We start from the raw sequence: 26196 nt of genomic DNA, 5'->3' as shown, positions 1-26196 counted from the left end.
GACGACAGGCTCGTGCGCGCGGGACGACGAGGAGGCCCACGGATGACACGCCCGATCACGGCAGGGGTGGACGGTACACAGGAGAGTCTGGCCGCACTGGACTGGGCGGCCAGGGAGGCCGTGCGCCGGGGCCTGCCGCTGCGCGTGGTGCACGCCTGGCGGTACGCCGAGGCGCTGGCCGCGGCCGACCGGGACACCCAGCACGGGTGGGTCGCGCAGGGCGTGGAGGACGCCGTGCGCTCCGTCGCGGAGCGGCACCCGGGGCTCGCGGTGACCACCGACGTGGTGGAGGGCGGGGCCGCGGACGCACTGGCCGGGGCCGCGGCCGGGGCCGAGATGCTGGTGCTCGGCTCGCGCGGGCACGGGCCCGTCGTCGGGTTCCTGCTCGGCTCGGTGGGTCAGCAGGTGATCGCCGAGGCCGCCCGGCCCGTGGTGCTGGTGCGGGCCGGGGACGAACCGGCGGCGGAGGCGGCCGGCCGGGACGTGGTGGTCGGCCAGCAGGGCGGCCCCGAGGACAGCGCGGCGGCGCTGCGGTTCGCGTTCGAGGCGGCGGCGGCCCGGGGCGCCGCCGTGCGGGTCGTCCGGGCCTGGACCCTGCCGCCGGTCTTCGCCTACAGCCCGGGTTCGCTGCGGCTGCTGGACGAGGCGGGCGGGCTCGAACCGTACGAGAAGCAGGCGCTGGCCGACGCCGTGCGGCCCTGGCGGGAGCGGTTCCCCGAGGTGCCCGTCGCCGAGCACGTCGAGATGGGCAGCGCCGGGCAGGTGCTGCTGGCGGCGGCGGAGCGGGCCCAGCTGATGGTCGTCGGCCGCCGGGCGCGCCGTACGGCCGTCGGCGCCCGGATCGGCTCGGTGGCGCACGGGGTGCTGCACCACGCCGGCTGCCCGGTGGCCGTCGTCCCGCACGACTGACCTACTCGGGCTCGGCCGGCTCCAGCGTGGCGCGGGCCCGGGGCAGGACGTTCTCGATGTAGTCCTTCACGGCGGTGTCCAGCCCGATGTCGTGCTGGGCGCGCTCGGACAGGTACCAGCGGTGTTCGAGCAGCTGGTGGTAGATCTCCGCGGGGTCCATCGTGCCGCGCAGCTCCGGGGGCACGGCGCGCACGGTGGGCCGGAACACATCGCGGACCCAGCGGTGGGCCAGTACTTCCGGGCGGGCCGCGAGGGGATCGTCCGGGGCGTAGTCGTCCTGGGTGGCCATCCAGCTCTCCAGGTCGCTCAGCAGCCGCCGCGCCTGGTTCTCCTCGGTGTCCAGGCCGGTCAGCCGCAGCAGCTGCCGCTGGTGGTGGCCGGCGTCCACGACCTTCGGCACGAAGGTGACCGTGTCGCCGTTGGAGGAGTGCTCGATCTGCATCTCGGCCACGTCGAAACCGAGGTCGTTCAGCCGGCGGATCCGGCGCTCGATGTAGTGGTACTTGCCCGCCGGGTACACCGAGGTGCGGGTCAGCTCCCGCCACAGCCCCTGGTAGCGGGTGCAGATCTCGTGGCCGAACTCCACCGGGTCCACCGACGGGTGCAGCGCGCCGGACGCCTCCAGGTCCAGCAGCTCGCCGCTGATGTTCACGCGGGCGAGGTCCAGGTCGTAGTCCCGCTGCCCGGGGCTGAGCCGCGGGTGCAGCTCGCCGGTCTCGGCGTCGACCAGATAGGCCGCGTAGGCGCCCGCGTCGCGCCGGAACAGGGTGTTGGACAGCGAACAGTCGCCCCAGGCGAACCCGGCCAGGTGGAGGCGGACCAGCAGCACGGCGAGGGCGTCCATCAGCCGGTGCATGGTCGCCGGGCGCATGGTCGTCTCGAACATCGACCGGTACGGCATCGAGCCGCGCAGATGCCGGGTGATCAGGACCGGCTCCAGCGGGGCGCCCGAGCGGTCGGTGCGGCCGGTGACCACGGCGAGCGCGTCGACGGCCGGGATGCCGAGCCGGTCCAGGTCGCGCAGCAGCCCGTACTCGCGCACCGCGGGCCGCTCGGCCAGCTCCTTGACGGCGATCACCTCGTCACCGGCGTGCGCGTAGCGCACCACGTGGCGGGAGATGCCGCGCGGGAGCGGCACGAGGTATTCCTCGGGCCACTCCTCCAGCGGGGTGTCCCAGGGCAGGGCGAGCAGGAGCGCGGGGTGCTCCGGGTTCGTGGCGCTGATCTGCAAGGACATGACACGAACCCTAAGGCCCCGCACGGGTGTTCCAGGAGGCCGCTGCCGCCGGTGACGCGGGAGGCCGCGTCCCGGGTGCGCCGGGAGCCCGGCCCCGGGTGCGTCCGGAAGCCCACCCCGGGGGCGTTCCAGGGGCGCGCTCCCGGGGCTCCGGGGCGCGCTCCCGCCGGCGTTCCGGGGCCGCCCGCTCGCGCGGCTTTTCCAGGAGGCCCGCTCGCGCGGGTTCCCAGGGGGTCCGCTCGCGCTGTTCTACGAGGCCCGTTCCCGGGCCCGCTCGGCCGCCGCGCGCACCGGGCCCCGGTGCACAGGTCCGTGGCCCGGCAGCAGGACGTCCCCGTCGAGCGCGCCGATCAGGTCCAGGGAGGCCACGACCCGGGCGCGTTCATGGTGGAAGAAGTCGGGCAGGATCTGCGGGCCCTTGATCCGCGAGGTGGCGTGCCCGCTGACCAGCGCGTCCCCGGAGATGACGATGCCCGCTCCGGGCAGGTGGTAGACGCAGTGGCCGTCGGTGTGTCCGGGCGTGTGCACGGGCACGGGGCGGCCGGGCAGGTCCAGCGGGGCTCCGTCGGCCGCCGGGAACGGCTCGGGCGCGGTGACCGGGTGCTGCTCGGTGCCGCCGGCCTTGATGACGTGCACCGCCCAGGGCACGACCCCGGGCCGCCAGGCGTTGCGTATGACGTCGCCGATGGTGGCCTGCTGGAGGAAGTCCCGCCGCGCGTGCGGCACTTCGGCCGGGTGCAGGTACACCGGTGTGCCGTGGGCCGCGCGCAGGTACTCGGCCGAGCCCAGGTGGTCGTTGTGCGCGTGAGTGATCAGCACGGCGGCGACCGCCTCCGGGGAGGCGCCCACCTCCGCGAGCGATTCCAGCAGGGCCGGGCGGTCCCCCGGATAGCCGGTGTCCACGAGGGTGACGGCGTCGCCCTCCTTGAGGATCACCCAGTTGACGTTGTTGCCGTGCACCAGGTAAGTGCCGTCGGCGACTTGGTGTACCTCTGCCCGCATGTTCTCCCCGAGCCCCTGTGATCGTTGGTGGAAGGACAGCCAATCAGACGGGCCGCCTCCCCGCGCAAGGGCGGCACCGGCCGGTCACCGTACGCCGTGCGGCCGGAACTGGACGCTGATGCGCGGTCCGGCGGCCCGGCCGGTCTTGGGCACGCAGTGCTCCCAGGTGCGCTGGCAGGAGCCGCCCATCACGATCAGGTCGCCGTGCCCGAGCGGCCGGCGCACCGTCGGGCCGCCACCGCCCGCCGGGCGCAGCAGCAGGTCGCGGGGCGCGCCGACGGAGAGGATCGCGACCATGGTGTCCTCGCGGGCGCCCCGTCCGATGCGGTCCCCGTGCCAGGCCACGCTGTCCCGGCCGTCCCGGTAGAAGCACAGCCCGGCGGTCGTGAACGGCTCGCCCAGCTCCTCGGCGTAGTGCCGGGAGAGCGTGGCGCGGGCCTCGTCCAGCACGGGGTGGGGGAGCGGGTCCCCCTCGCCGTAGTGGGCCAGCAGCCGGGGTACGGCGACCACGTTGTCGTACATCTTCCGGCGCTCCGCCCGCCACGGCACCTCGGCCGCGAGCCGTTCGAACAGCGCGTCGGCCCCGCTCAGCCAGCCCGGCAGGACGTCGATCCAGGCCCCCGCGCCCAGCCCGGTCCGGCGCAGCCCGTCCAACGGGCCGAGCCGCAGCTCGTCGGTCTGGTCGAACAGGGAGCCCTGGAGGTGCGTGGCCATGGGGCCAGCCTACTCCGTAATCGAAACTCTGTTCCATTCGGTCACCGGCGACGTTCGAGCCCTTTCGATACATGGATGTATTCGATACATTCGCGTATCGAACGAGAGGACGGTCGGATGGAACCGGCGGAACCATCACCCGCGCGCGTCACCCGGCGCCGGGCGCACACCCGGGCCCGGCTGCTCGACGCCGCGTTCGCCGTGTTCGCGGCGAAGGGATTCGGGCGGGTCACCATCGAGGAGGTCTGCGAGGCGGCCGGATTCAGCCGGGGCGCCTTCTACTCCAACTTCGCCACCCTGGACGAGCTGTTCTTCGCCCTCTACCGGGAGCGCGCGGACCTGATCGCCGGCCAGGTCGCCGACGCGCTCGCCCAGGACGGTCCGGACCTGGACGTGCCCGCCTCCGTGGACCGGGTCACCGAGGTGCTGCTGCTCGACGTGGACTGGCTGCTGGTGAAGACCGACTTCCTGGTGCACGCCGCCCGGGACCCGGCCGTCGCCCGCGCCCTGCTCGACCACCGGGCCCGGCTCCGCGCGGCCGTCGCCGACCGGCTCGCCCGGGCCCGGGGGCACACCGCGCTGCCCGCGGTCCTCGGCGACGCGGACGCCGCCGCGCGCGCCGTGGTCGCCGCCTACGACGGCGTCACCACCCAGCTGCTGCTGGACCGGGACGTCGAGGCCGCCCGGGTCTGGCTGGCACGGCTGCTCACCGCGCTGCTGACGGACGGCAGCCGCGTCCCGTCGTAGCCCCGGAACGAGCCCGCCGACGAGCACCCCCGAGGCCCGCCGGCCTCAGCCCCCGAGCCCCGCCGAAAGAGCCCCCAGGTCCCCCACGAGTAGGTCCCCGACGAGCACCCCCGAGGAAAGGACACACACCATGGACGCCGACGTCATCGTCGTCGGAGCGGGCCTCGCCGGGCTCGTCGCCGCGCACGAACTCACCAGCCGGGGCCGCCGGGTGGCCCTGGTCGACCAGGAGAACGCCGCCAATCTCGGCGGCCAGGCGTTCTGGTCCCTCGGCGGGCTCTTCCTCGTCGACTCGCCCGAGCAGCGCCGCCTCGGCATCAAGGACTCCTTCGGCCTCGCCTGGAGCGACTGGCAGGGCAGCGCGCGCTTCGACCGGCTCGCGGACGAGGACTCCTGGGCGGTGCGCTGGGCCCGCGCGTACGTCGAGTGGGCGGCGGGGGAGAAGCGGTCCTGGCTCGCCGGGCACGGCATCGAGCTGCTGCCCACCGTCGGCTGGGCCGAGCGCGGCGACCTGCGGGCCGACGGGCACGGCAACTCCGTGCCCCGCTTCCACATCGCCTGGGGCACCGGCACCGGCGTGGTCGAGCCCTTCGTCCGCTCCGCCCGGCAGGCCGCCCGGGACGGACTGCTGACCTTCCACCACCGGCACCGGGTGGACGAACTGGTCGTCGAGGGAGGCACGGCGCGCGGGGTGCGCGGCACCCTCCTCACCCCCGACGACTCCCCGCGCGGCGTCGCCTCCGGCCGCGACCGCGCCGGCGACTTCGAACTGACCGCCCAGGCCGTCGTCGTGACCACCGGCGGCATCGGCGCGGACCACGACATCGTCCGCCGGTACTGGCCCGAGCGGCTCGGCACGCCCCCCGCCCGGATGGTCACCGGCGTCCCGGCCTACGTCGACGGCCGCATGCTCGACATCAGTGCCGAGGCCGGGGTACGGCTCGTCAACCGCGACCGCATGTGGCACTACACCGAGGGCCTGCGCAACTGGGACCCGATCTGGCCCGGCCACGGCATCCGCATCCTGCCCGGCCCGTCGTCCATCTGGCTCGACGCCCTCGGCCGCCGGCTGCCCGACCCCTGCCTGCCCGGCTACGACACGCTCGGCACCCTGAAGTACCTGCGCACCACCGAGGACATCGCCGGCTACGACCACTCCTGGTTCATCCTCACCCGGAAGATCATCGAGAAGGAGTTCGCGCTCTCCGGCTCCGAGCAGAACCCCGACATCACCGCCAAGGACCGCAAGGCCGTGCTGCGCGACCGGCTGCTCGGCAAGGGCGCCCCGGCGCCCGTGCGCGCCTTCCTGGACAAGGGCGAGGACTTCGTCACCGCGGACGGCCTGGAACGGCTGGTGGAGAAGATGAACGGCCTGACCGGCGAGCGGCTGCTGGACGCCGCCGAGGTGCGCCGCCAGATCGAGGCCCGGGACGCGCAGATCGCCAACCCCTACAGCAAGGACGCCCAGGTCCAGGGCATCCGCAATGCCCGCCGCTACATCGGCGACCGGCTCGGCCGGGTCGCCGCCCCGCACCGCATCCTCGATCCGGCCGCGGGCCCCCTCATCGGCGTCCGGCTGCACGTGCTGACCCGCAAGACCCTCGGCGGCATCCAGACCGACCTGGACTCCCGGGCCCTCGGCACCGACGGCGCCCCCGTCGAAGGACTGTACGCGGCGGGCGAGGTCGCCGGGTTCGGCGGCGGCGGGGTGCACGGCTACAACGCCCTGGAGGGCACCTTCCTCGGCGGCTGCCTGTTCTCAGGCCGGGCGGCGGGCCGGCACGCGGCCCGGCACACGGGCTGACCCCCGGCCTCGCGCCGGGGCCGCCCGTCAGCCCTTGAGCAGCTCCAGCAGGACCCGCGCGTGGCTCTCCTCCGGCCGCTTCGACGCCGTCAGCAGGGTCACGTGCCCCTTTCGGGCCGACGCGCGCAGGCCGTCGAGCAGACCGGCGGCCTCCGGCGCGTCCAGCTCCGCCTCGTAGCGGCGGCGGAACTCCTCGTACGACCCCTCGCCCGCGTGGTACCACTCGCGCAGCTCCGCCGACGGCGTCAGCCCCTTCGGCCACTCGTCCACGTGCGCCTCGTCCTTGGCGAGGCCCCGCGGCCACAGCCGGTCCACCAGCACGCGCAGACCGTCGTCGGGCTCGGGCGGTTCGTAGATCCGGCGCAGGCGCACGCTCACGGCACGGGGCTCCTTCCGGGGCGGGGACGGTGCCGCGAGCGTACTGCGCACCGCGCCGCCCACCGGGCGGCGACGCGGCACCACCGCCCAGTTCGTCACGCCGGCCGAGCGGACCCCGGGCAAGCGGCTGAAGGGGCTGTCCCAGACCTGGCTGTACGCGCCGGGCAAGCCGGACGGCGCCTGAGAGCCGGACCGGCACCGGTTCCGCACCCCCTGCGAGAGCCGGACCGGCACCGGCTCCGCCACCCCTGCGAGCTTCGGGCGGCGCGCCCCGGGGACGTGGCGGAACGCCGACGTCCGATTTCCGGAGCCCGGCCGGGGTACTCCGGTCGCGTCGCGTACGCGCAGCACAGGGAGGTCAAGCCATGAGCGCAGCGGACGACCTGCCGGTCGTGACCACGCTCGCCGACGCGGCGGGTCTGGTGCGACGCCACCAGGGCCTGTACGTGCGGTGGTCCAAGGGGCCCGGCACCGATCTCCACAAGGTGTCCAGCACCGACGAGCTGACCGGCGTGCCCATGCCCGGGCTGTCCGCCAATCCGCTCGACGTCGAGGAGTGGTGGAACGGCCGGTCGGTCGAGCTGTGGGTGGCCCGTCGGCTCTACGACTACGCGCACCTGCCGCACGACAAGGGGCCCGGTGTGCGGCCCTGGGTCCTCAGAGGCCGGGAGACCGGCCGGGGCCCCGACAACGAGCCGCTCGTGGCCGACGTCGAGCCGCTGTGCTGGATCGCCGAGAACGTGATCGAGGCGGCCCGGGACGAGGTGACCCGCCAGGAGCGGGAGTGGGGGACCCTGCGCCGCAAGGGCAGCTGAGCCGCGCGGCGGGGTCCCGCGGCGGGAAGGCCGCGGGCGCCCCCGGACACCGCCGGGTACCGGCCGGGCCGGGGGTCAGCCGGAGCGGGGCCGGGAGCGTGCCCGGCGCCGGTGCAGCGCCCGGCGCTCCAGCTCCGTGGTGCCGCCCCAGACGCCGATGGTCTGGCTCGTGTCCAGCGCCCAGTCCAGGCACTGCTCGCGGACCGGGCAGCGCCCGCACACCGCCTTCGCCCGCTCGGTCTGGACCTGCGCCGGGCCGGTGGTCCCGACGGGGAAGAAGAGATCGGGATCCTCGTGGCGGCAGGCGGCATGGTCGCGCCAGTTTTCCATCGGAAATCTCCTGGATCGGTGGAAGTCGTCCGTGCCTGTCGTAAGCGTTCTCGCGTCCGGGTCACCGGTCGGGAGAACGTGAAACGGCACAACCGCCGGACGATCCGGGGAAGATGGCCTGCCGGGGCCTGGACACCGGCCGCGCGTCCGGCCGTTGGCGGCCGACCGGCGGGGCGGCGGGGGCGGACGGGGCCCGACGGACGCCACGGGTCGCCCCCCGCCGGGCAGTTCGGACGGCCTCCGGCGGACGTGACCGGCCGCTTGCGCCGGGCAGTTCGGAGGCCCCCCGCGGACCTGGCCGGCGGCCTCCGCCGGGCAGTTCGGACGACTCCCGGGGGACGTGACCGGCCGCCCCCGTCGGGCAGTTCGGACGCCCCCGGGGGACGTGACTGGCCGCTCCTGCCGGGCAGTTCGGAGGACCCCCGGCGGACGTGACCGGCCGCCTCCGACGGGCAGTTCGGACGACCTCCGGCGGACCTGGCCGGCCGCCTCCGACGGGCAGTTCGGACGACTCCCGGCGGACCTGGCCGGAAGCCTCCGCCAGGCGGTTCGGACGGCTCCCGGCGCCTCTCAGTGGCGCAGCGCCCGCGCCGCCGCGGCCGTCACCGCGTCGGCCAGGGCAGCCAGCGCGGGGGAGTCGAGTTTCCACTGCTGCCAGTAGAGGGCGATGTCCACGTGCTCGCCCGGGACGAGCACGGTCAGCCGGCCGCGCTCCAGCAGCGGCCCGGCCTGGGCCTCCGGGAGCATGCCCCAGCCCAGCCCCGCGGCGACCGCGTCGAGGAACCCCTCCGAGGTGGGCACCTGATGCCGGAACGGGCCCGCCGAGGCATGGCCGAGCCGGCGGGCGAAGCCGTCCTGGAAGTCGTCCTTGCGGTCGAAGACCACCACGGGCGCCCCGGCCAGTGCCTGTGCCGGCGGCCGCCCCGCCAGCCGGTCCGCGACGAACTCCGGCGCGGCCACCGGCAGATACCGCATCCGGCCCAGCGGGCGGACCGCGCAGCCGGGGACCGGGTCGGGCAAGGAGGTCACCGCCGCCATCACCAGGCCCTCGCGCAGCAGCGCCGCCGTGTGGTCCTCGTCCTCCCGGTGCAGTTCGAAGCAGACGTCCGCGACCCGGGTCAGGACCGGCAGGAACCAGGTCGCCAGCGAGTCCGCGTTCACCGCGACCGACACCCGGGTCGGCTCCCCGGTGCCGTCCAGCCCCAGCTCGCCCCAGGCGTCCCGCTCCAGCCGGGCGAGCTGCCGGGCGAACCGCACCAGCACCGCGCCGGACTCCGTGGGCCGCACCGGTCTGGTGCGCTGGAGCAGCACCCGGCCGGTGCGCTGTTCCAGCGCCTTGACCCGCTGACTGACCGCCGACGGTGTCACATGCAGCGCGGCGGCGGCCGCGTCGAAGGTGCCCTCGTCCACCACGGCCAGCAGGGTCCGCACCTGTTCCAGGGGAAGCTCTGTCATCACACGTACTAATGGTACGTAAAAATCATTAGCTGTACTTGAGACCGCGCTGTCCCTAGCGTCTTCGGCATGAACCACGCCCTGACCGCCGCTGCCGCCGGATTCGGCACCGGCCTCTCCCTGATCGTCGCCATCGGCGCCCAGAACGCCTTCGTCCTGCGGCAGGGGGTGCGCCGGCACGCCGTCCTCACCGTGGTCGGCATCTGCGCCCTGTCCGACGCGGCGCTCATCGCGCTCGGCGTCGGCGGGGTCGGCGCGGTGGTCGTGGCCTGGCCCGGCGCGCTCCGCGCGGTCGGCGTCGTCGGCGGCCTGTTCCTGCTGTGCTACGGCGTCCTCGCCGCCCGCCGGGTGCTCAGGCCGGGCGCCGGGCTCACCACGGAGGGCGAGACGGCCGGCTCCCGGCGCCGGGCCGTGCTCACCTGCCTGGTGATGACCTGGCTGAATCCGCACGTCTATCTGGACACCGTGTTCCTGCTCGGCTCGCTGGCCGCCGACCGGGGCCCGCTGCGCTGGACGTTCGGGCTCGGCGCCGCGCTCGCCAGCCTGTGCTGGTTCACCGCCCTCGGCTTCGGCGCCCGGCTGCTCGGCCGGTACCTGGCCCGGCCCGGTGCCTGGCGGGTGCTCGACGGGCTGGTCGCCGCCACCATGCTGGTGCTCGGCGTGAGCCTGGTCGCCGGGGCCTGACCGGAACCCGTTCGACGTCCACACCGGAACCCGTTCGATGTCCGCCGGTTGCCGCTGAGATAGTTAGCCTCTCGAAGCGAAAAGATGTAACGAGCAACCAGGACACCCGTGGACACCAGCGAGAGCAGCAGCACCGAGACCACGACCGGCGCGCCGGCGGCCGGGGAACCGCCCCGGCGCGGCTGGCGCCGCTGGGCGATGGACACCCGCCCCCTGCGCATCCCCGCCTACCGGCGGCTGTGGTCGTCGACCATCGTCACCTCCGTCGGCAGCCAGCTGACCGCCGTCGCCGTACCCAAGCAGATCTACGACATCACCGACTCCTCGGCCTGGGTCGGCTACGCGAGCCTGGCCGGGCTGGTGCCCATGGTCGCCTTCGCGCTGTGGGGCGGGGCGGTCGCCGACGCCGTCGACCGGCGCAAGCTGCTGCTGGTGACCAACACCGGCATCGCGGTGACCTCGCTGCTGTTCTGGGCGCAGGCCGTCACCGGCCTGGACTCGGTCCCCGTGCTCATGGTGCTGCTCGCGCTGCAACAGGCGTTCTTCGGGCTCAACGCGCCCGCCCGCAGCGCCTCCATAGCCCGGCTGGTCCCGGCCGAGCAACTGCCGGCCGCGAACGCGCTCGGCTCGACCGTGATGCAGACCGCGCTGGTGGCCGGCCCGCTGCTCGCCGGCGCGCTGATACCGGTCCTCGGGCTGCCGGAGCTGTATCTGATCGACGCGCTCGCGCTGTGCGTGACCGTGTGGGCCGTCTTCCGGCTGCCCGCCCTGCCGCCGCTCGGCGGGAGCGGCACCCGCCGGGCCGGGCTGCGGGAGATCGCCGACGGGTTCCGGTACATCTCCCGGCACAAGGTGCTGCTGCTGTCCTTCCTCGCCGACATCGTCGCCATGGTGTTCGGCATGCCCCGCGCCCTCTTCCCGCAGCTGTCCGCGGAGACCTACGGCTCCTACGGCGAGGGCCTGGCGCTCGGTGTGCTGTTCGCCGGCATCCCGGTCGGCGCGGTGCTCGGCGGCCTGTTCTCCGGCGCGTTCTCGCGGGCCCGCCGGCACGGCTGGATGGTCACCGGTGCGGTCGTCGGCTGGGGTGTGGCCATCGCCGGGTTCGGGCTGAGCGGCAACCTGTGGGTCGCGCTGGTCTTCCTCGCCTTGGCAGGGGTCGCCGACATGGTCTCGATGGTGTTCCGCGGCGCCATCCTGCTGTCGGCCGCGACCGACGAGATGCGCGGCCGGATGCAGGGGGTGTTCACGGTGGTCGTCGCGGGCGGGCCGAGGCTGGCCGACGTCCTGCACGGCACCGCCGGAGCCGCCTTCGGCCCGCGGGCCGCCGTCGCGGGCGGCGGTGCCCTGGTCGTGGTGGCGATGCTGACCCTGGCCGGCGCCGTCCCGGCGCTGCGCCGCTACCGCGTCTGACGCCAGGGCCTAGACGCCAGGGCCTAGAGGGGGCCGACCCGCCGTCGCATCGTGTACTGCTCCATCAGTTTTCCGCGGGTCGTCTCCAGCCGGTGGGCGAGGATCTCGGCCACCGTCCGCACCACCGACAGCCCGAGCAGCGGGTCCTCCACGCACAGCGCGAGCACCGACGGCCCGTCGAACTGGTAGGCCCGTACGTCGGTGAAGGCCACCGCGCCGAAGTCCCACTCGTACGGCGGGAACAGCCAGGACCAGCCGAGCAGGTCGCCCGCGCCGAGCGTGGCCACGGTCACCCGTTGCCGGGGGGTGACCTGGGTGTCCAGGTGGACCGCGCCCGAGCGGATCACCCAGAACCGGTCGGCCGTGCCGCCCGCCTCGAAGATGCGGCTGTCCTCCGGGAAGGAGACCTCCTCGGCCACCTCCATCAGGCGCTCGCGCTGCGCCTGGGGGAGGGCGGTGAGCAGTTTGATCGCTTTGGTCATGGCGCGGGGCTCCTCGCCGGCGGCGGTTGCGGTGCGGGTGCTGTGCTCAACCCCATTTCAGCCGCTGCCGCCGCCCCGGGCACCTCGAGGCGGGACGCCCGCCGTCCCCCGGCCGCACGAGGGCAGGAAAAAGCCCTGGCTGGACGGGGGAAACCAGCCAGGGCCGTATGTGGTGACACAAGGAGGAGCACAGCGCGGTCCCGCGCGGCTCCCGCATCACGTATGGATGAACGATAAACCATTTACCGGGCCTCCCCATAGCCCATATCGGGTCAGGTGACCTGTTTCACTCCGTCCGCCCGTACGGGATCCCCGCCCGGGCTGACGATCTCCTCCAGCACCCGCAGCACCGCCTCGAAGGCCCGCGCCCGGTCGGCCGCCTCCGCGGCGCCCTCCGGATCCTTCGCCGCCAGGCTCCGGGCCCGCTCCCGCCATGCCTCCTCCTGCGCCGCCGCGTGCTCCCGGCCGCGCCGGATGCGGCGCAACAACTCATCCGCGTCCACGACATCCGTCATGTCCGGCGGGTACCCGCGAGCCGCCGGGTGATGACACCCGTACCGAGCGTTCCCGGCCCGGAACGCGCCCCGGCCCGCGTTCCGCTTGCGCGATGCGGTCGGCGAAGTTCCGCTCACGGCGGTGTTTGCCCGCCGGGCGAGGGGGCAGGCGGAATCTCGTGCTTCGGACCGGAGGCGCGCGCCCAGCGGGGAAGAGACCCGCTGCCTGGGCCCCTCCCGCCGGGCCCGGCGGCGAACCCGCGGCGAAACCCTGACACCACCGTTCGGGCCAGAACCCGGAACCCCTGTTTCCGGAGGTGCCCTGCAACACGTTCAGGAGCGATTCCGCATGCTGACCGACATGTCGACAAGCCGTCCCGGCACGACCGCCCCCGCCGCCGGCGGGACGTCCGCCCGCCGCAACCACGACGACGCCCCCGACACCGCGGCGCTGTTCGCCCGGCTGGCGGAGCTGGAGGACGGCCCCGAGCGGGACGCCGTGCGCGACGAACTCGTCACCGCCTGGCTGCCCATGGCCCACCGGATCGCCGGGCGGTTCCGTGACCGCGGCGAATCCGTGGAGGACCTGCGCCAGGTGGCCGCGCTCGGACTGGTGAAGGCCATCGACCGGTTCGACCCGTCCCGCGGCGCCTTCGAGAGCTACGCCGTGCCGACGATCACGGGAGAGGTCAAGCGGCACTTCCGCGACCGGATGTGGGCCCTGCGGGTGCCCCGCCGGGTCCAGGAGCTGCGCAACCGGGTCCGGGTGGCCCGGCGGGAACTCACCCAGAACCCCGGCAGCCCCGAACCCACCGTCGCCGACATCGCCGCCCACACCGGGCTCACCGAGGAGGAGGTCGCCGCCGGCATGGAGGCGCTGGAGAGCTTCAGCACCCTCTCCCTGGACGCCGAGCTGTCCGCCGGCGACGACGGCTACAGCCTCGCCGACACCCTCGGCGAGACGGACACCTCCTACGACGTCGTCGTGGACCGGGAGGCCGCGAAGGAGGGGCTGCGCCGGCTGCCCGAGCGCGAGCGGGCCATCCTCTACATGCGCTTCTTCGAGGACATGACACAGAGCCGCATCGCCGACCGGCTCGGCATCTCGCAGATGCACGTCTCCCGGCTGATCAGCCGCAGCTGCGCCCGCATCCGCGAGGAGGCGCTCGGCACCCGCCGGCCCGGTCCGGCCCGGCGGTAGCGGCTCATCGGGCCGGCCCCCCGGTCACGCCGAGCGGACGCGCCAGGCCGGAGACCGCCTCGTCCAGCCGCTGCAGATGGCGCAGGACCCGGTCGGTCACCCGGCCGTAGCGCGGGGTGCGCAGGGTTCCCGGCTCCAGCATCGACGCGATGCTGGGGCCGCTCTCGATCTCCACGGCGGCCCGCGGGTCCGCGACATGCGCCGCGATCGCCTCGATGTTGTGCACGATCCGCCCGCACGCCCCGCGCAGCCGTGGATCGGCCGCGATCGAGGGATGCGTCGGCAGCAGCTCCGCCGTCGCCGCGAGGGACCGCCCGTGGTACGCGCAGGTCTCCAGCAGCGCCACCACGTACCGCACGGAGTCCCGGCGCGAGCGCAGCGGCGTGATCGGGTGGGTGAGCGGCTGGGTGGCCGCCCTCAGGTCCGCCAGCGCCTGGTCCAGTTCCCGCGCCCGCTCCACCAGATCGCCGCCCGTCCCGCCGCTCAGCTGGTCGACGGCGCCCCGCGTGACATCGGCGAGCCGGTCCAGGACCGCCACCAGCAGCTCGTTGGTACGGCGGTCGGTGTGCACCGGCAGCACCACCGCCGCGGCGAACACCCCGCAGGCCGCGCCCAGCGCCGTCTCCTCGATCCGCAGCACCAGCACTTCCGCGCTGTAGGTGTTCAGCAGCGTGTACAGCAGCCCCAGCATCGCGGTGACGAAGAACGACATCAGGGTGTACGACAGCGGCGCGCTGTAGAACATCGCGAAGATGAACACCAGCACCAGGGCGAACGCCGTCCAGGTGTGGTGCCCGACCAGCCCGGCGAGCCCGATGCCCGCCACCACGCCGAGCACCGTGCCCAGCAGCCGCCGGTAGCCCTTCACCAGGATCTCACCGGTGGAGGCGGTGTTCAGGAAGACGATCCAGCAGGTCAGCACCGCCCAGTACCAGCGCTGGCTGGACAGCAGCTCACCGCCGGCGATGGCCAGCGAGGAGCCGACGGCCACCTGGAGGGCGGCCCGGGTGGTGGGCCGGCGCAGCCCGGTCGGCTCCGCCTCCGGCTCCTGCTCCTCGCTGATCTCGATCGCGGCGTCCTCCGCGTCCAGCTCCTCGCGCGAGCGGGTGGTCGCCGGGGTGTCGGCGGACTCGTCCTGCGGGCCGTCCAGGGCCAGCCGCAGACCGAGCGAGGCGCGGGCCGCCTCGCCGAGTCCCCGGAAGACGTCCTGCACGGCCGGGGACGCCTCGGGCAGATTCTCCTCCTCGCGATAGCCGAGCAGCCGGTTGCGCACCTGGGCGAGCGCGGTCCCCGACGCCTCTCCGGCCGGCCGCAGCATCAGCACCCGCAGCGCCCGCAGGTCCCGGCGCAGCGCGGAAGCCGCCCCGTCCCGCACCGGCGACTCGACCCCCGAGGGCACCGGGGCGCCAGGCAGATGCAGGGTGAGGGTGTCGGTCCGCTCGGCGCTGCGCGCGGTGAGCAGCAGCAGCCCCAGCCGCTCGGCCGCGATCTCCGCGTCCGCGACCCGGCGCTGGAGCAGCCGGGCCACCGCCGGGTCCGAGGTGCCGTCCTCCAGCCGGCCCTGGATCATCAGTGCCGTCTCGTGCAGCCGGGCGGTGCGGGTGCGCAGCTCCTCCAGCACCTTCTCCACCTCCTCGGGCCCGGCGTCCGGCAGCTTCGCCTGACTGGCGATCAGCTGGGCGAGCCGGGCACGGAAGGCCCGCCGCAGCCGGTCCAGGGTGCCCGCCGGGGTCTGCGGCAGCAGCACGAACCGGGCGGTGGCGCTGCCCGCGAACGCCACGCCGATGACGCCGTACAGCGCGGGCAGCGTGCCGGGCGTGGCCTGCACGAACAGCGACAGGAAGTAGATCTGGAACCCGATCAGCCCGAGCGCCGTGCCGCGGTCGCCGAACCGGCGTCCGTAGACGGCGCTGAAGATCAGGGCGACGAAGAACAGATCGCCGGCGACGACGTGCTGGTTGAGCAGCGCGCCCAGCGACACCGAGGCCAGCGCCACCGGCAGGCCGAGCGCGAGCGTGCCAGCCTGCCGGGCGGGCTGCTTCTCCCGGATGGCGAAGGTGGCGACCATCGCGGCCATGGCCCCGGCGACCAGACGGGGCACCGGGACGCCGATCGCGGCCAGGACGGCGAGCGTGAGGGCGATGGCGGTGACCGTGCGCAGTCCCGCCGTCAGCCGGAGCAGTCCGGGGTCCGACGCCGCGAGCCGGTCCCACAGCCGTACCCGTCCCGACCGTCCCGCTGCCCTCACTTAGCCGCGCTCTCTCCCGTGCCAGCCATCGATTCCATGATCCAGCATCGCACGCGCGTCCGGACTACCTGCCCTCGGCCAGGGTGGCGGCCACGAGGGCGTTCGCGTGCCCGTGGCCGAGCCCGTGCGCCGACTTCAGCCAGCCGACCAGCTCCATGTGCCGGGTCAGCGGCGAGGACCGGATCAGCTCCTGCCACTCGCCGACCGGGCGGCCGTACTTCTTCTCGATCGAGGGGAAGTAGCTCGCCGGGCCCTTGACGGTCTTCTCGGTCATGGTGGTGCGTCCCTCCGTGGAGTGTTCGTGATCACCTGGTAGACGGCCGGGCCCGGGCGGACTCATCGGCGGTCACGGGTGATCACGGTCACATCAGGACGGTTCGACGGCCGCGCCCTCCACCCGGGCCCGCACCTGTTCCGGTGTCAGATACGCGTCGGTGAACTCGAAGTCCTTCAGCCGGGCGGGCTTGCGGGCCTGGAAGCCGGTGCGCACGAAGTCGTCGCCCGCGACCGCGTTCAGCAGCCAGTTGGTCATCACCCGGGTCTTGGCGACGTTGGTGCGCAGCGCCGACCAGTGGTAGCCGCGGGCCACCGCCTGGGCGGGCACCCCGCGCAGCTCCACACCGAGCGGCTTGGACACCGCGTCCTTGCCGCCGAGGTCGACGACCAGACCGAGGTCCTTGTGCTCGTAGGGCCGCATCGGCTGTCCGCGCAGCGTCGCGATGACGTTGTCGGCGACCACCTTGCCCTGCCGCATGGCGTGCTGGGCGGTGGGCGGGCAGACCGCGCCCTCCTGGCCCTTGGCCAGGTCCGGCACGGCCGCCGAGTCGCCGAGCGCGAACACCCCGTCGTGGCCCGGCAGGCACATCTCGGCGGTCACCGCCAGCCGCCCCTTGACCGTCTCCGCGCCGAGCGTGGCGATCAGCGGGCTGGCGACCACCCCGGCCGTCCAGATCAGGGTGTGCGTCGGCACCACCCGGCCGTCGGTGAAGGTGACCTCCTCGGCGCCGGCCTTGTCGATCGACACCCCGAGCGAGACCTCGATACCGCGCCGCCCGAGGATCTCCTGCGCGCTGCGGCCCAGCTTCTCGCCCAGCTCCGGCATCAGCTTGGGCGCGATGTCGATCAGGTGCCAGCGGATCAGGCCCGGGTCCAGGCGCGGGTAGCGCTGCACGGCGGCGTGCGTGAGGCGCTGGAGGCAGGCCGCGGTCTCCGTGCCCGCGTAGCCGCCGCCGACCACCACGAACTGCAGCCGCGCGGCCCGTTCGGCCGGATTGTCGCTGGCGTCCGCCAGATCCAGCTGGGAGATGACGTGGTCGCGGATGTAGGCGGCCTCGGCGAGCGTCTTCATCCCGAAGGCGTGCTCGGTCAGGCCCGGGATGTCGAAGGTGCGGGTCACACTGCCCGGGGCCAGCACGATGTAGTCGTAGGGCTCGTTGACGATCTTGTCGGTGATGGTGCGCACGACGCACACCTTGGACCTCAGGTCCACCCCGATCGCGCCGCCCGGGATGATCCGGGTGCGGTACTTCTTGCTGCGGCGCAGCGACAGGGCGATCGACTGCGGCGTGAGCACGCCGGAGGCGACCTGGGGCAGCAGAGGCAGGTACAGCTGGTAGGAGAACGGCGTCACCAGTGTGACGTCGGCCTCGTCCGGGGCGAGTTTCCGTTCCAGGCGGCGGATGCACTCGACTCCGGCGAAGCCTGCGCCCACCACCAGGATCCTGGGTCGTGTCACGGTGTTCATCCCTTTCTGCGGCTCCGGGCGGTCCGGCTCGACGCTGTTCGCATGCCCGGGATCGCCGTGCGCCAATTCCGATCCCACCGCGCCCGCGGGCACCCCGCCAGCCGGGTGCGGCAGGCAGACGAACGCGTGGGGGGCGGCCTCGCCCCCGCTGCCCGGTGGAGTAACCGGTGCGGGCCCGCCTACACGTCGTACGGCCGTCCGCCGTCCCCGGCGTCACCAGGGCAGGAACGCGTGGATGTCCTTGCCGCTGTCGTGCACGACGACGCTGACCTGGCTGCACAGCGTGTGCACCAGGTGCCAGCCGATCCCGCCGCCACCGGTGCGCGGATGGAAGGGCCGCGGCTCCGGGCGGGCCTGGTTGGTGTCCCGCATCGTCACGTGCACCCCGTCGAAGGTGCGGCGCATCCGCAGGTCGAACGGGCCCGGCGCGTACTGGATGGCGTTCGCGGCCAGTTCGGTCACCACCAGCAGGATGTCGTCCCAGTACTCCTGGGCGCCCGGCGGCGCCTCACGGGAGAGGGCGCGCAGGAACTGCTCCGCGGCGAGCCGCGCTCCCGTGACATTGCGCAGTTCGCCGGGAAAGGAGAACGTACGCTCGTACCTCTCCTCCGACGGTGGTGTGTCGTCCCAACGCGGCTCCGTCGCCATCTCGCTTCCCCGGCCCCGACCGGCCCCGCCGGTCCGGGCGGTCGTCGTCAACTGATCTCTTCGCTGCGCTGCGGGTTCCCCCTCCCGCGCGGACTATCCGTCTGCCCTCCCCGCCCCGGGAGCGCGACCTCCTCAGCGGAACACGTCGTCCGGCTCGTCCCACTCGGCCGGCCCCCGCACCACCGGCCGCGGCCGGGACCGGGCCGCGTACATCGCCTCGATCTCGGCGGCGTAGTGCCGTACCACGGCGTCCCGGCGCGGCTTCAGGGACGGCGTGAGCAACCCGGCGACCGCCGCGAACGGTTCCGGTAGGACACGGTAGACCCTGATGGACTCCGCGCGGGACACCGCACTGTTGGCGCAGGCCACCGCCCGCGCGATCTCCTCCCGCAGCGCGTTCTCCTCCCGGGCCTCCCGGGCCCGCGCGTCCCCGGGCAGCGCGAGCGCGGTCCGCCAGTGCGCGAGGAAGTCCGGGTCCAGGGTGATCAGGGCGCCGACGCAGGGCCGGCCGTCGCCGATCACCACCGCCTCGTGCACGAGAGGATGCGCGCGCAGCCGCTCCTCCAGCAGGGCCGGCGCCACGGTCTTTCCCCCGCTGGTGACGATGACGTCCTTCTTGCGCCCGGTGATCGTCAGATAGCCGTCGGCGTCCAGCCGCCCGAGGTCCCCGGTGGCCAGCCAGCCGTCCCGCAGCGCCGCCCGGGTCGCCTGCTCGTCGCCGGTGTAGCCCTGGAACACGGAGGGCCCGCGGACCAGGATCTCCCCGTCGTCGGCCACCCGGATCCCGGTGCCCGGCAGCGCGGTGCCCACCGTCCCCGCCTTCTCCCGGCCCAGCGGCTGCATGGTGATCGCGCCGGCGGTCTCGGTGAGTCCGTAGCCGTCGTGCACGAACACGCCGATGCCCTCGTAGAACAGGCCCAGTTCGCGGCCGAGCGGGGAACCGCCGGAGGCGCCGCGCACCACCCGGCCGCCGAGCGCCGCCCGCAGCCCCCGGTACACCGTCCGCTCGTACAGGGCGTGTTGCAGTCTCAGCTCCAGCCCCGGACCCGGCCCGGCACCGAGCCGCCGGCGCTCCTCGGCCGCGGCGAACTCCCGCGCCGTGCGCGCGGCCCGCTCGAACAGCGCGCCCCGGCCCGCCTGCCGGGCGGTGTGCAGGAAGGTCTTGTAGAGCCGCTCGAACACCGACGGCACGCCGTACAGGTACGTCGGCCGGAACGTGCGCAGTGCCGACGCCGGCGCCGCCCCGGTCACCTCCGGCTCGTGCGCCAGCAGCACCCCGCCGCGCACACACGTCAGCATGATCATCAGGCCGTACACATGGGAGAACGGCAGGAAGGCCAGCACGGACGGCCGCTGCCCCGGGGGCGCGGCGGTGTGCGCCCAGCCGGCCAGCAGGGTGTCGCACGGGTAGGCCAGACCGCGGTGGCTGAGCGCGCAGCCCATCGGCCGGCCCGAGGTGCCGGAGGTGTGCACGACGGCCGCCGTGGCGTCCGGCAGCACGAGCCGGCGCAGCGACTCCACGGTGGTGTACGGCACCGCCGTGCCGTCCGCGACCAGATCGGCGAGGGCGCCCGCGTCCAGCTGCCAGACGTACCGCAGCCGGGGCAGCCGGGCGCACACCGTGCCGACGGTCATGGCGCCCTGCTCGTCCTCCACCATGACGGCGACACAGCCCGTCTCCCGCAGGATCCACTCGACCTGGTCGCGCGAGGAGGCCGGGTGGACGGGCACCAGCTCGGCGCCGACGGCCCACAGCGCGTGGGCCAGCACCGTCCACTCGTGCCGGGTCCGGGCCATCAGGGCCACCCGGTGGCCGGGCGAGATCCCGGCGGCGACCAGACCCCTGGCCACGGCCACCACCTCGTCGCGCAGCCCGGCCGCCGTCACCGTGAGCCAGCCGCCGGCGGTCTCCGCCCGGCGCGCCAGCACCGGCAGCGCGGGATCGCGTTCCGCCGCGGCGAAGACGCTGTCGGCGAGGCCGCCGGTGAGCGGCGGGGCGGCGGCCGGGGCGGGGGCGACGTTCCGCATGCGCTGCTCCCGGGGTACGGAGGGTCACTCCGCCGAACGGCTCGGTGTCGGCGGTGCTCGAATGTAGCTCAGGGGGCAGCGTTCGGTGACCGGATCGGAGAAGTCGTGATCGGCTGATGATGTGGGCGTGTCCGGGGGACTCGGGGGACATGAGTCATGTGAACCCCGATCCGGAGCCCGAGCGCAGCACCGGGCTGGAACCCGGCGGCTCGGTCCCGCCCGGCGAGACCCCGCCCGCCGAGAGCAGCATGCCCGAGGCCGGACCCCAGGAGACGCACAATCCGCCGAAGGGCTGGGGGAAGGCGCCGCTGACCGTGATCCTGGTCCTGACGATCGTGGTCGCGGCGCTCTTCCTGGCCATCGCGCTGAGCCTGATCCTGTGACCGCCGCCGGGCGGGACGCTCAGCCCTGGGTGCGCCGCACGCACTCGGTGACGACGCCCCGCAGGCTGCCGGTGCGCTCCAGCAGCCGGCGCTGTTCCCGCGCGCCGTTGCCGCGGCGCAGCAGTTCCTCCATGCCCCGGGCGGCGCGGTCGGCGTCGCCGTTGGCCTTGAGCGCGTCGCCGGTGTGCTCCAGTAGGGACTCCAGCACCCGCGCGGCGGGCCGGGGGCGCAGTGTGACCGGGTCGAGCAGGTTCTCCTCCAGGCCGAACCGGGCGGCCTGCCAGTCGGCCAGCCGGATCAGGCTCACCCCGGTGTCGGGCACCGGCCGGCCGGCCCGCCACTCGGCCGCGGCCGTGTCCACCAGGGCGCGGACCAGCGTCGCGATCAGGACGGCGGTCTCCGCGCACAGGCACACGTCCGCGACCCGCACCTCCACCGTCGGGTAGCGGGCGGACAGCCGCGCGTCGAAGTAGACCATGCCCTCGTCCAGCACGACCCCCGTGTCCACCATGTCGGTCACCCGCCGGTGGTAGCGCTCGGGGGTGCCGAACGGCTCGGTCGGCCCGGCCGACGGCCAGCGGTTCCACACCCGGCTGCGATAGCTGGCGTAGTCGGTGTTGCGGCCCTGCCAGAACGGGGAGTTGGCGCTCATCGCCCGCAGCACCGGAAGCCATGGGCGGAGCCGGTCCAGGACGGCGACGCCCTCCTCGTCCGAGGCCACGGAAACATGCACGTGGCAGCCGCAGGTGAGCTGGTCCCAGGTCGGTATCCCGTACCGCTCGGCCAGCCACTGATAGCGCCCGTTCACACTGAGCGAGGGGCTGACCGGCAGCGGCGAGGTGGCCAGCGCGGCGACCCCGCAGCCGATCTCCCCGGCGTGCCGGCCCGCCTCCTTGCGACAGCGCACGATCTCGTCCCCGAGCAAGGCCATGTCCGACTGCGGATGCGTGGCGAACTCCAGCATCTGCCCGAACAGCTCCTTCTCGAAGACCTGCTGTCCGGGATCGTCCTGGGCGGCGCGGGCGAGGACGGCCGCCGCCAGCGCCTTCGGGTCGCCGCTGTCCGGATCGACCAGGAGGAGTTCCTCCTCCACTCCAACGGTGCGCACGTGGTGCCGCCCTTCCATGTCGTGCCGCGAGGGGCAGTCGGGTTCTGTACGACCCCGAATGCCCCTCGAACGGCCACCGACACCTGCGCGGCGCCTCAGCCCTCCGGCACCAGCCACACCGTGGCCAGCGGCGGCAGCGTCAGGGTGAGGAACCCGTCCTCGGCCTTGACCGGCCCCCCGGCGCCGACACCGCCGCCGCCGTAGCGCACCTCGTCGGTGTTCAGCTCCTCCCGCCACACCGCGGCGCCGTCGGGCACCCACAGGCGGTAGTCGTGCCGGACGACCGGGGAGAAGTTCGACACGGCCAGCAGCGGGCCGCCGTCCGCGGCGAACCGCAGGAACGCCAGCACGTTGTCGTCCGCCGCGTCGCACAGCACCCACCGGAAGCCGCCCGGGTCGGTGTCCCGCTGCCACAGCGCCGGCGTCGCCCGGTACACCGCGTTCAGATCCCGGACCAGCGACTGCACGCCCCGGTGGTCGCCCGCCGAGTGGTAGTCGTCACCGAGCAGCCACCACTCCGGCCCGTGCGCCTCCGACCACTCCGCCCCCTGCGCGAACTCCTGCCCCATGAACAACAGCTGTTTGCCGGGATGGGCCCACATGAACCCCAGATAGGCGCGGTGATTGGCGCGCCGCTGCCACCAGTCGCCGGGCATCTTCGACACCAGCGCCCGCTTGCCGTGCACCACCTCGTCGTGCGAGATCGGCAGCACGTAGTTCTCGCTGTAGGCGTACACCATCGAGAAGGTGATCTCGTTGTGGTGGTACTTGCGGTGCACCGGCTCCTTCTGGATGTACTCCAGTGAGTCGTGCATCCAGCCCATGTTCCACTTCAGCCCGAAACCCAGCCCGCCGCCGTCGGTCGGCCGGGTCACCCCGTCCCAGGCGGTGGACTCCTCGGCGATGGTCACCACCCCGGGACAGCGCCGGTACACGGTGGCGTTCATCTCCTGGAGGAAGGCCACCGCGTCCAGGTCCTCCCGGCCGCCGAACACGTTCGGCTCCCACTGCCCGGAGTCGCGTGAGTAGTCCAGGTAGAGCATGGAGGCGACGGCGTCCACCCGCAGCCCGTCGATGTGGAACTCCTCGCACCAGTAGACGGCGTTGGCGACCAGGAAGTTGCGCACCTCGGTCCGGCCGTAGTCGAACTCGTACGTCCCCCAGTCCGGGTGCTCGGCACGGGAGGCGTTCCCGGGCTCGTACAGCGGGTCCCCGTCGAACCGGGCCAGCGCCCAGTCGTCCTTCGGGAAGTGCGCCGGCACCCAGTCCATGATCACACCGAGCCCGGCCCGGTGACAGGCGTCCACGAAGTAGCGGAAGTCGTCCGGGGAACCCAGCCGGGGCGTCGGCGCGTAGTACGACGTGACCTGGTACCCCCACGAGCCGCTGAACGGATGCCCGGCCACCGGCATCAGCTCGATGTGCGTGAAACCCATCTCCCGCGCGTACGCGGGCAGTTCCTCCGCGAGCTGCCGGTAGCCGGCACCGGGCCGCCAGGACGGCAGATGCACCTCGTACACCGAGAACGGCGCCTGGTGCACGGGGGTGTCACCCCGGTGCGCCATCCACTCGGCGTCGCCCCAGGCGTAGTGCGAGGCCGTCACCACCGACGCGGTGTCCGGCGGGACCTCCGTGCACCGCGCCATCGGGTCGGCCTTCAGGAACCGGTGGCCGTACCGGGAGGTGATCTCGAACTTGTACCGGGTGCCCTCGCCGATCCCCGGCAGGAACAGCTCCCACACCCCGGACGCGCCGAGCGAGCGCATCGGGTACTGCGTGCCGTCCCAGTAGGTGAAGTCCCCGGCCACCCGCACCCCCCGGGCGTTGGGCGCCCACACCGTGAACCGGGTGCCGGCCACGCCCTGGTGGACCATCGGCTCCGCCCCGAGCGCCCGCCACAGCTGCTCGTGCCTGCCCTCCCGGATCAGATGCAGGTCCAGCTCGCCCAGCGCGGGCAGGAAGCGGTACGGATCGTGCACCTCCCGCTCCCCGTCGTCGTACGCCACCAGCAGGGTGTACGACGGGACGTCCGGGCAGGGCAGCACGCCGGCGAACAGCCCGTCGCCCTCCGAGCGCAGCTCGGTACGGTCACCGCCGGCCAGGACGCTCACCGCGCGGGCGTTCGGACGCAGCGCCCGCACCAGCGTGCCGCCCGGGACCGGGTGCGCGCCCAGCAGGGCGTGCGGATCGTGGTGCGTCCCGGCCAGCAGCCGGCCGCGGTCGGCCGGGTCCAGGGGGGCGGCCACGGGCGGCACGGGGCCCGCGGCCTCGGGACGCGTGGTGTCGCGCAGTGCCATGCGTCAGCCTCCCCACACGGCGAGCCGCTTGATCGCCGCCATCGGTACCGGCAGCCAGTCCGGCCGGTGTCTCGCCTCGTACAGCACCTCGTACACCGCCCTGTCCGTCTCGTGCGCGCGCAGCAGCGCGTGCTTCTTGCGTGGATCCCAGCCCGCGCGGGCCGCGTAGCCCGCGCAGAACGCCTCCCGGCAGCGGCGCGCCCACTCGGGTCGCCAGGGGCGGCGCTGCCGGGCCGCGTAGTCGAAGGAGCGCAGCATCCCGGCGACGTCCCGCACCGGGGACTGCGGGGTGCGCCGCTCGGCCAGCGGACGGGACGGCTCGCCCTCGAAGTCGATGACGAACCAGTCGCGGCCGGCCCGCAGCACCTGTCCCAGGTGCAGGTCGCCGTGGACCCGCTGGGCGGGCGGCCCGGTGTCGCAGGTGGCCAGCGCCGCGAACGCGGCCCGCAGACCGGGCACGAAGGGCAGCAGCCCGGGCACGGCGTGCGCGGCGGCGTCCAGCCGCGCGCGCATCGCCTCGGCCGTACGGCCGTTCTCGCCCGGCCCGGCCGGCGGGAAGGCCTCGGCCAGCGCCAGGTGCACCTCGGCCATGGCCCGGCCCAGCGCGCGGGCCTCGGCGGTGAAGTCGTCGCCCGCCGCGAGCGCGCCCAGCGCCAGCGACCAGCCGTCGGTGGCGTCCGGCAGGAACGGCTGGAGCACCCCGAGGGTGGCCGGGCGCGGATCGGCCGTGGTGAACCAGGCCACCGGCGCCGGCACCCGGGCGCAGCCGAGGGCGGCCAGCGCCGCCGGCACCTCCAGGTCCGGGTTGACGCCCGGCTGGATCCGGCGGAACAGCTTCAGGATGTACGCGTCGCCGTACACGATCGAGGAGTTGGACTGCTCGGCGTCCAGCAGCCGCGGCGGCAGTCCGCCGGGCACCCGGGCGGCCGGGTCCGCCTCGAACCGCAGCGGGCCCACCGTCCCGGGGTGCCGCAGCCGCTCCAGCAGCAGATGGGCCGAGCGCGGGTCGTGCAGCGCGTCGTACACCGCCAGGCCGGCCAGCGGTCCGTCCACGGCCCGCCCGATGAACGCCCGTTCCAGGCGCGGCGCGAGGTGCGGGCGCAGCCCCAGCAGCAGCTGGTAGCAGTCCCCGGGCGGGGGTGTGCCGCCGGGGGTGGGCACCGGCACGTGCGAGGCGTGCACCAGCAGGTGCAGACAGCCCGGGAACAGCTCGGTCACGGACAGCGCCGACAGCTCGGTGACGGGCCGGTCCTTGCCCGCGAACCAGCGTTGCCTCGGCAGCCATTCGCGCAGCAGCCCGCCGAGCGAGTCCAGCGGCCCGTCGAGCCCGGTCGCGGTACGCGGTCGGGGGGTGATGGTCTTCGGCATGGTGACGCGTCCTTTCCTCGGCGCCGGACGGGTCAGCGGCGGCGGCCGATGCGGGATGCGACTCGGGTGAGCCGGAACCAGTAGAAACCGTGGCCCTGCAAGGTGAGCAGGTAGGGCAGTTCGCCGATGGCGGGGAAGCGCACCCCGCCGATCAGCTCGACGGGGTGCCGTCCGTCGTAGGCCCGCAGGTCGAGTTCGGTGGGCTGGGCGAAGCGGGAGAAGTTGTTCACACACAGCACCAGGTCGTCGCCGTGTTCGCGCAGGAACGCCAGCACCGCCGGGTTGGAGGACGTCAGTTCTGTGAACGACCCCAGTCCGAAGGCGGGGTTCTGTTTGCGGATCTCGATCATCCGGCGGGTCCAGTGCAGCAGCGACGAGGGGGAGGACATGGACGCCTCGACGTTGGTGACCTGGTAGCCGTGGACCGGGTCCATGATCGTGGGAAGGAACAGCCGCCCGGGGTCGCACGTCGAGAAGCCGGCGTTGCGGTCGGGGGTCCACTGCATGGGGGTGCGGACGGCGTCGCGGTCGCCGAGCCAGATGTTGTCGCCCATGCCGATCTCGTCGCCGTAGTAGAGGATCGGGGAGCCGGGCAGGGACAGCAGTAGGGCGGTGAACAGCTCGATCTGGTTGCGGTCGTTGTCGAGCAGGGGGGCGAGGCGGCGGCGGATGCCGATGTTGGCGCGCATGCGGGGGTCTTTGGCGTACTC

General features: G+C 74.0%; 25 protein-coding genes. 8 read left to right on the top strand and 17 right to left on the bottom strand.

The window, feature by feature from the left end; all coding sequences use genetic code 11:
- Positions 1 to 42 precede the first annotated feature (42 nt).
- Positions 43 to 909, top strand: a complete 867-nt coding sequence (locus IE251_RS24330; RefSeq protein ID WP_189755129.1) for a universal stress protein — start codon at positions 43 to 45, stop codon at positions 907 to 909.
- Between the two features lies 1 nt (position 910).
- On the opposite strand, the gene IE251_RS24325 is transcribed toward IE251_RS24330, so the two are convergent.
- From IE251_RS24325 to IE251_RS24315, 3 genes are all read right to left on the bottom strand, one after another.
- Positions 911 to 2146: a DUF4032 domain-containing protein gene (locus tag IE251_RS24325; RefSeq protein WP_189755128.1), complete on the bottom strand. Its 1236-nt coding sequence runs from the start codon at positions 2144 to 2146 to the stop codon at positions 911 to 913.
- A 249-nt stretch (positions 2147 to 2395) separates the two neighbouring features.
- Positions 2396 to 3148, bottom strand: a complete 753-nt coding sequence (locus IE251_RS24320; protein WP_189755127.1) for an MBL fold metallo-hydrolase — start codon at positions 3146 to 3148, stop codon at positions 2396 to 2398.
- Positions 3149 to 3232: 84 nt separating this feature from the next.
- On the bottom strand, positions 3233 to 3862 hold the full coding sequence (locus IE251_RS24315) for an alpha-ketoglutarate-dependent dioxygenase AlkB (RefSeq protein WP_189755126.1): 630 nt from the start codon (positions 3860 to 3862) through the stop codon (positions 3233 to 3235).
- A 117-nt stretch (positions 3863 to 3979) separates the two neighbouring features.
- Between IE251_RS24315 and IE251_RS24310 the strand changes: the two genes are divergently transcribed.
- Both IE251_RS24310 and IE251_RS24305 read left to right on the top strand, forming a co-directional pair.
- On the top strand, positions 3980 to 4609 hold the full coding sequence (locus IE251_RS24310; protein ID WP_189755125.1) for a TetR/AcrR family transcriptional regulator: 630 nt from the start codon (positions 3980 to 3982) through the stop codon (positions 4607 to 4609).
- 130 nt (positions 4610 to 4739) lie between these two features.
- Complete coding sequence (locus tag IE251_RS24305; RefSeq protein ID WP_189755124.1) at positions 4740 to 6413, top strand: FAD-binding dehydrogenase; 1674 nt, start codon at positions 4740 to 4742, stop codon at positions 6411 to 6413.
- A 27-nt stretch (positions 6414 to 6440) separates the two neighbouring features.
- On the opposite strand, the gene IE251_RS24300 is transcribed toward IE251_RS24305, so the two are convergent.
- Entirely contained in the window at positions 6441 to 6791 is a 351-nt protein-coding gene (locus IE251_RS24300) for a DUF488 domain-containing protein (protein WP_189755123.1), read from the bottom strand.
- A 365-nt stretch (positions 6792 to 7156) separates the two neighbouring features.
- Here IE251_RS24300 and IE251_RS24295 point away from each other — a divergent pair, with 365 nt between their 5' ends.
- On the top strand, positions 7157 to 7606 hold the full coding sequence (locus IE251_RS24295) for a DUF6098 family protein (protein WP_189755122.1): 450 nt from the start codon (positions 7157 to 7159) through the stop codon (positions 7604 to 7606).
- A 75-nt stretch (positions 7607 to 7681) separates the two neighbouring features.
- Here IE251_RS24295 and IE251_RS24290 read toward each other — a convergent pair whose 3' ends face one another.
- Both IE251_RS24290 and IE251_RS24285 read right to left on the bottom strand, forming a co-directional pair.
- A complete protein-coding gene (locus IE251_RS24290) occupies positions 7682 to 7936 on the bottom strand; it encodes a WhiB family transcriptional regulator (RefSeq protein ID WP_189755121.1) in 255 nt (84 codons plus the stop codon).
- A gap of 570 nt (positions 7937 to 8506) precedes the next feature.
- Positions 8507 to 9394: a LysR family transcriptional regulator ArgP gene (locus IE251_RS24285; protein WP_189755120.1), complete on the bottom strand. Its 888-nt coding sequence runs from the start codon at positions 9392 to 9394 to the stop codon at positions 8507 to 8509.
- A 66-nt stretch (positions 9395 to 9460) separates the two neighbouring features.
- Here IE251_RS24285 and IE251_RS24280 point away from each other — a divergent pair, with 66 nt between their 5' ends.
- Positions 9461 to 10075, top strand: a complete 615-nt coding sequence (locus tag IE251_RS24280; protein ID WP_189755119.1) for a LysE/ArgO family amino acid transporter — start codon at positions 9461 to 9463, stop codon at positions 10073 to 10075.
- A 108-nt stretch (positions 10076 to 10183) separates the two neighbouring features.
- A complete protein-coding gene (locus tag IE251_RS24275) occupies positions 10184 to 11485 on the top strand; it encodes an MFS transporter (RefSeq protein ID WP_189755118.1) in 1302 nt (433 codons plus the stop codon).
- Between the two features lie 23 nt (positions 11486 to 11508).
- On the opposite strand, the gene IE251_RS24270 is transcribed toward IE251_RS24275, so the two are convergent.
- On the bottom strand, positions 11509 to 11967 hold the full coding sequence (locus tag IE251_RS24270; protein WP_030783714.1) for a cyclic nucleotide-binding domain-containing protein: 459 nt from the start codon (positions 11965 to 11967) through the stop codon (positions 11509 to 11511).
- A gap of 272 nt (positions 11968 to 12239) precedes the next feature.
- On the bottom strand, positions 12240 to 12482 hold the full coding sequence (locus IE251_RS24265; protein WP_189755117.1) for a hypothetical protein: 243 nt from the start codon (positions 12480 to 12482) through the stop codon (positions 12240 to 12242).
- A gap of 328 nt (positions 12483 to 12810) precedes the next feature.
- Here IE251_RS24265 and IE251_RS24260 point away from each other — a divergent pair, with 328 nt between their 5' ends.
- Positions 12811 to 13662, top strand: a complete 852-nt coding sequence (locus tag IE251_RS24260) for an RNA polymerase sigma factor SigF (RefSeq protein WP_189755116.1) — start codon at positions 12811 to 12813, stop codon at positions 13660 to 13662.
- A gap of 4 nt (positions 13663 to 13666) precedes the next feature.
- Here the strand turns inward: IE251_RS24260 and IE251_RS24255 are convergent, their stop codons facing one another.
- The 5 genes from IE251_RS24255 to IE251_RS24235 form a co-directional block, all read right to left on the bottom strand.
- The gene (locus IE251_RS24255; protein WP_229896908.1) at positions 13667 to 15910 is read right to left on the bottom strand and encodes an FUSC family protein; all 2244 of its coding nucleotides are present in this window, start codon (positions 15908 to 15910) and stop codon (positions 13667 to 13669) included.
- Between the two features lie 64 nt (positions 15911 to 15974).
- The gene (locus tag IE251_RS24250) at positions 15975 to 16184 is read right to left on the bottom strand and encodes a DUF4287 domain-containing protein (protein ID WP_030602646.1); all 210 of its coding nucleotides are present in this window, start codon (positions 16182 to 16184) and stop codon (positions 15975 to 15977) included.
- A gap of 93 nt (positions 16185 to 16277) precedes the next feature.
- Positions 16278 to 17654 (bottom strand): NAD(P)/FAD-dependent oxidoreductase, encoded by a 1377-nt coding sequence (locus tag IE251_RS24245; protein ID WP_189755115.1) that lies wholly within the window; start codon positions 17652 to 17654, stop codon positions 16278 to 16280.
- A 213-nt stretch (positions 17655 to 17867) separates the two neighbouring features.
- Positions 17868 to 18302, bottom strand: a complete 435-nt coding sequence (locus tag IE251_RS24240; protein WP_189755114.1) for an ATP-binding protein — start codon at positions 18300 to 18302, stop codon at positions 17868 to 17870.
- Positions 18303 to 18434: 132 nt separating this feature from the next.
- Entirely contained in the window at positions 18435 to 20330 is a 1896-nt protein-coding gene (locus IE251_RS24235; RefSeq protein WP_189755113.1) for an AMP-dependent synthetase/ligase, read from the bottom strand.
- A 149-nt stretch (positions 20331 to 20479) separates the two neighbouring features.
- On the opposite strand from IE251_RS24235, the gene IE251_RS24230 reads away from it, so the two are divergent.
- A complete protein-coding gene (locus IE251_RS24230; RefSeq protein WP_189755112.1) occupies positions 20480 to 20713 on the top strand; it encodes a DUF6480 family protein in 234 nt (77 codons plus the stop codon).
- Positions 20714 to 20732: 19 nt separating this feature from the next.
- On the opposite strand, the gene IE251_RS24225 is transcribed toward IE251_RS24230, so the two are convergent.
- The 4 genes from IE251_RS24225 to IE251_RS24210 form a co-directional block, all read right to left on the bottom strand.
- Entirely contained in the window at positions 20733 to 21821 is a 1089-nt protein-coding gene (locus IE251_RS24225) for a glutamate--cysteine ligase 2 (protein WP_189755111.1), read from the bottom strand.
- Positions 21822 to 21916: 95 nt separating this feature from the next.
- On the bottom strand, positions 21917 to 24118 hold the full coding sequence (gene glgB, locus IE251_RS24220) for a 1,4-alpha-glucan branching enzyme (RefSeq protein ID WP_189755110.1): 2202 nt from the start codon (positions 24116 to 24118) through the stop codon (positions 21917 to 21919).
- A 3-nt stretch (positions 24119 to 24121) separates the two neighbouring features.
- Positions 24122 to 25486: a maltokinase N-terminal cap-like domain-containing protein gene (locus IE251_RS24215; protein ID WP_189755109.1), complete on the bottom strand. Its 1365-nt coding sequence runs from the start codon at positions 25484 to 25486 to the stop codon at positions 24122 to 24124.
- Positions 25487 to 25518: 32 nt separating this feature from the next.
- A partial coding sequence (locus IE251_RS24210) for an alpha-glucosidase C-terminal domain-containing protein (RefSeq protein ID WP_189755108.1) occupies positions 25519 to 26196 on the bottom strand: 678 nt, incomplete at its 5' end.

Source organism: Streptomyces eurythermus, assembly GCF_014649115.1.
GTDB classification, from domain to species: domain Bacteria; phylum Actinomycetota; class Actinomycetes; order Streptomycetales; family Streptomycetaceae; genus Streptomyces; species Streptomyces eurythermus.
The sequence above is the reverse complement of the archived record's forward strand: the minus strand, read 5'-3'. Positions and strand labels throughout refer to the sequence as shown.

What these genes read in the sequence shown, in the direction of transcription:
- IE251_RS24330 (WP_189755129.1), top strand. Translation starts at nt 43, where the DNA reads ATGACACGCCCGATCACGGCAGGGGTGGACGGTACACAGGAGAGTCTG.
- IE251_RS24325 (WP_189755128.1), bottom strand. Translation starts at nt 2,146, where the DNA reads ATGTCCTTGCAGATCAGCGCCACGAACCCGGAGCACCCCGCGCTCCTG.
- IE251_RS24320 (WP_189755127.1), bottom strand. Translation starts at nt 3,148, where the DNA reads ATGCGGGCAGAGGTACACCAAGTCGCCGACGGCACTTACCTGGTGCAC.
- IE251_RS24315 (WP_189755126.1), bottom strand. Translation starts at nt 3,862, where the DNA reads ATGGCCACGCACCTCCAGGGCTCCCTGTTCGACCAGACCGACGAGCTG.
- IE251_RS24310 (WP_189755125.1), top strand. Translation starts at nt 3,980, where the DNA reads ATGGAACCGGCGGAACCATCACCCGCGCGCGTCACCCGGCGCCGGGCG.
- IE251_RS24305 (WP_189755124.1), top strand. Translation starts at nt 4,740, where the DNA reads ATGGACGCCGACGTCATCGTCGTCGGAGCGGGCCTCGCCGGGCTCGTC.
- IE251_RS24295 (WP_189755122.1), top strand. Translation starts at nt 7,157, where the DNA reads ATGAGCGCAGCGGACGACCTGCCGGTCGTGACCACGCTCGCCGACGCG.
- IE251_RS24290 (WP_189755121.1), bottom strand. Translation starts at nt 7,936, where the DNA reads ATGGAAAACTGGCGCGACCATGCCGCCTGCCGCCACGAGGATCCCGAT.
- IE251_RS24280 (WP_189755119.1), top strand. Translation starts at nt 9,461, where the DNA reads ATGAACCACGCCCTGACCGCCGCTGCCGCCGGATTCGGCACCGGCCTC.
- IE251_RS24270 (WP_030783714.1), bottom strand. Translation starts at nt 11,967, where the DNA reads ATGACCAAAGCGATCAAACTGCTCACCGCCCTCCCCCAGGCGCAGCGC.
- IE251_RS24265 (WP_189755117.1), bottom strand. Translation starts at nt 12,482, where the DNA reads ATGACGGATGTCGTGGACGCGGATGAGTTGTTGCGCCGCATCCGGCGC.
- IE251_RS24260 (WP_189755116.1), top strand. Translation starts at nt 12,811, where the DNA reads ATGCTGACCGACATGTCGACAAGCCGTCCCGGCACGACCGCCCCCGCC.
- IE251_RS24250 (WP_030602646.1), bottom strand. Translation starts at nt 16,184, where the DNA reads ATGACCGAGAAGACCGTCAAGGGCCCGGCGAGCTACTTCCCCTCGATC.
- IE251_RS24245 (WP_189755115.1), bottom strand. Translation starts at nt 17,654, where the DNA reads ATGAACACCGTGACACGACCCAGGATCCTGGTGGTGGGCGCAGGCTTC.
- IE251_RS24240 (WP_189755114.1), bottom strand. Translation starts at nt 18,302, where the DNA reads ATGGCGACGGAGCCGCGTTGGGACGACACACCACCGTCGGAGGAGAGG.
- IE251_RS24235 (WP_189755113.1), bottom strand. Translation starts at nt 20,330, where the DNA reads ATGCGGAACGTCGCCCCCGCCCCGGCCGCCGCCCCGCCGCTCACCGGC.
- IE251_RS24230 (WP_189755112.1), top strand. Translation starts at nt 20,480, where the DNA reads ATGAGTCATGTGAACCCCGATCCGGAGCCCGAGCGCAGCACCGGGCTG.
- glgB (WP_189755110.1), bottom strand. Translation starts at nt 24,118, where the DNA reads ATGGCACTGCGCGACACCACGCGTCCCGAGGCCGCGGGCCCCGTGCCG.
- IE251_RS24215 (WP_189755109.1), bottom strand. Translation starts at nt 25,486, where the DNA reads ATGCCGAAGACCATCACCCCCCGACCGCGTACCGCGACCGGGCTCGAC.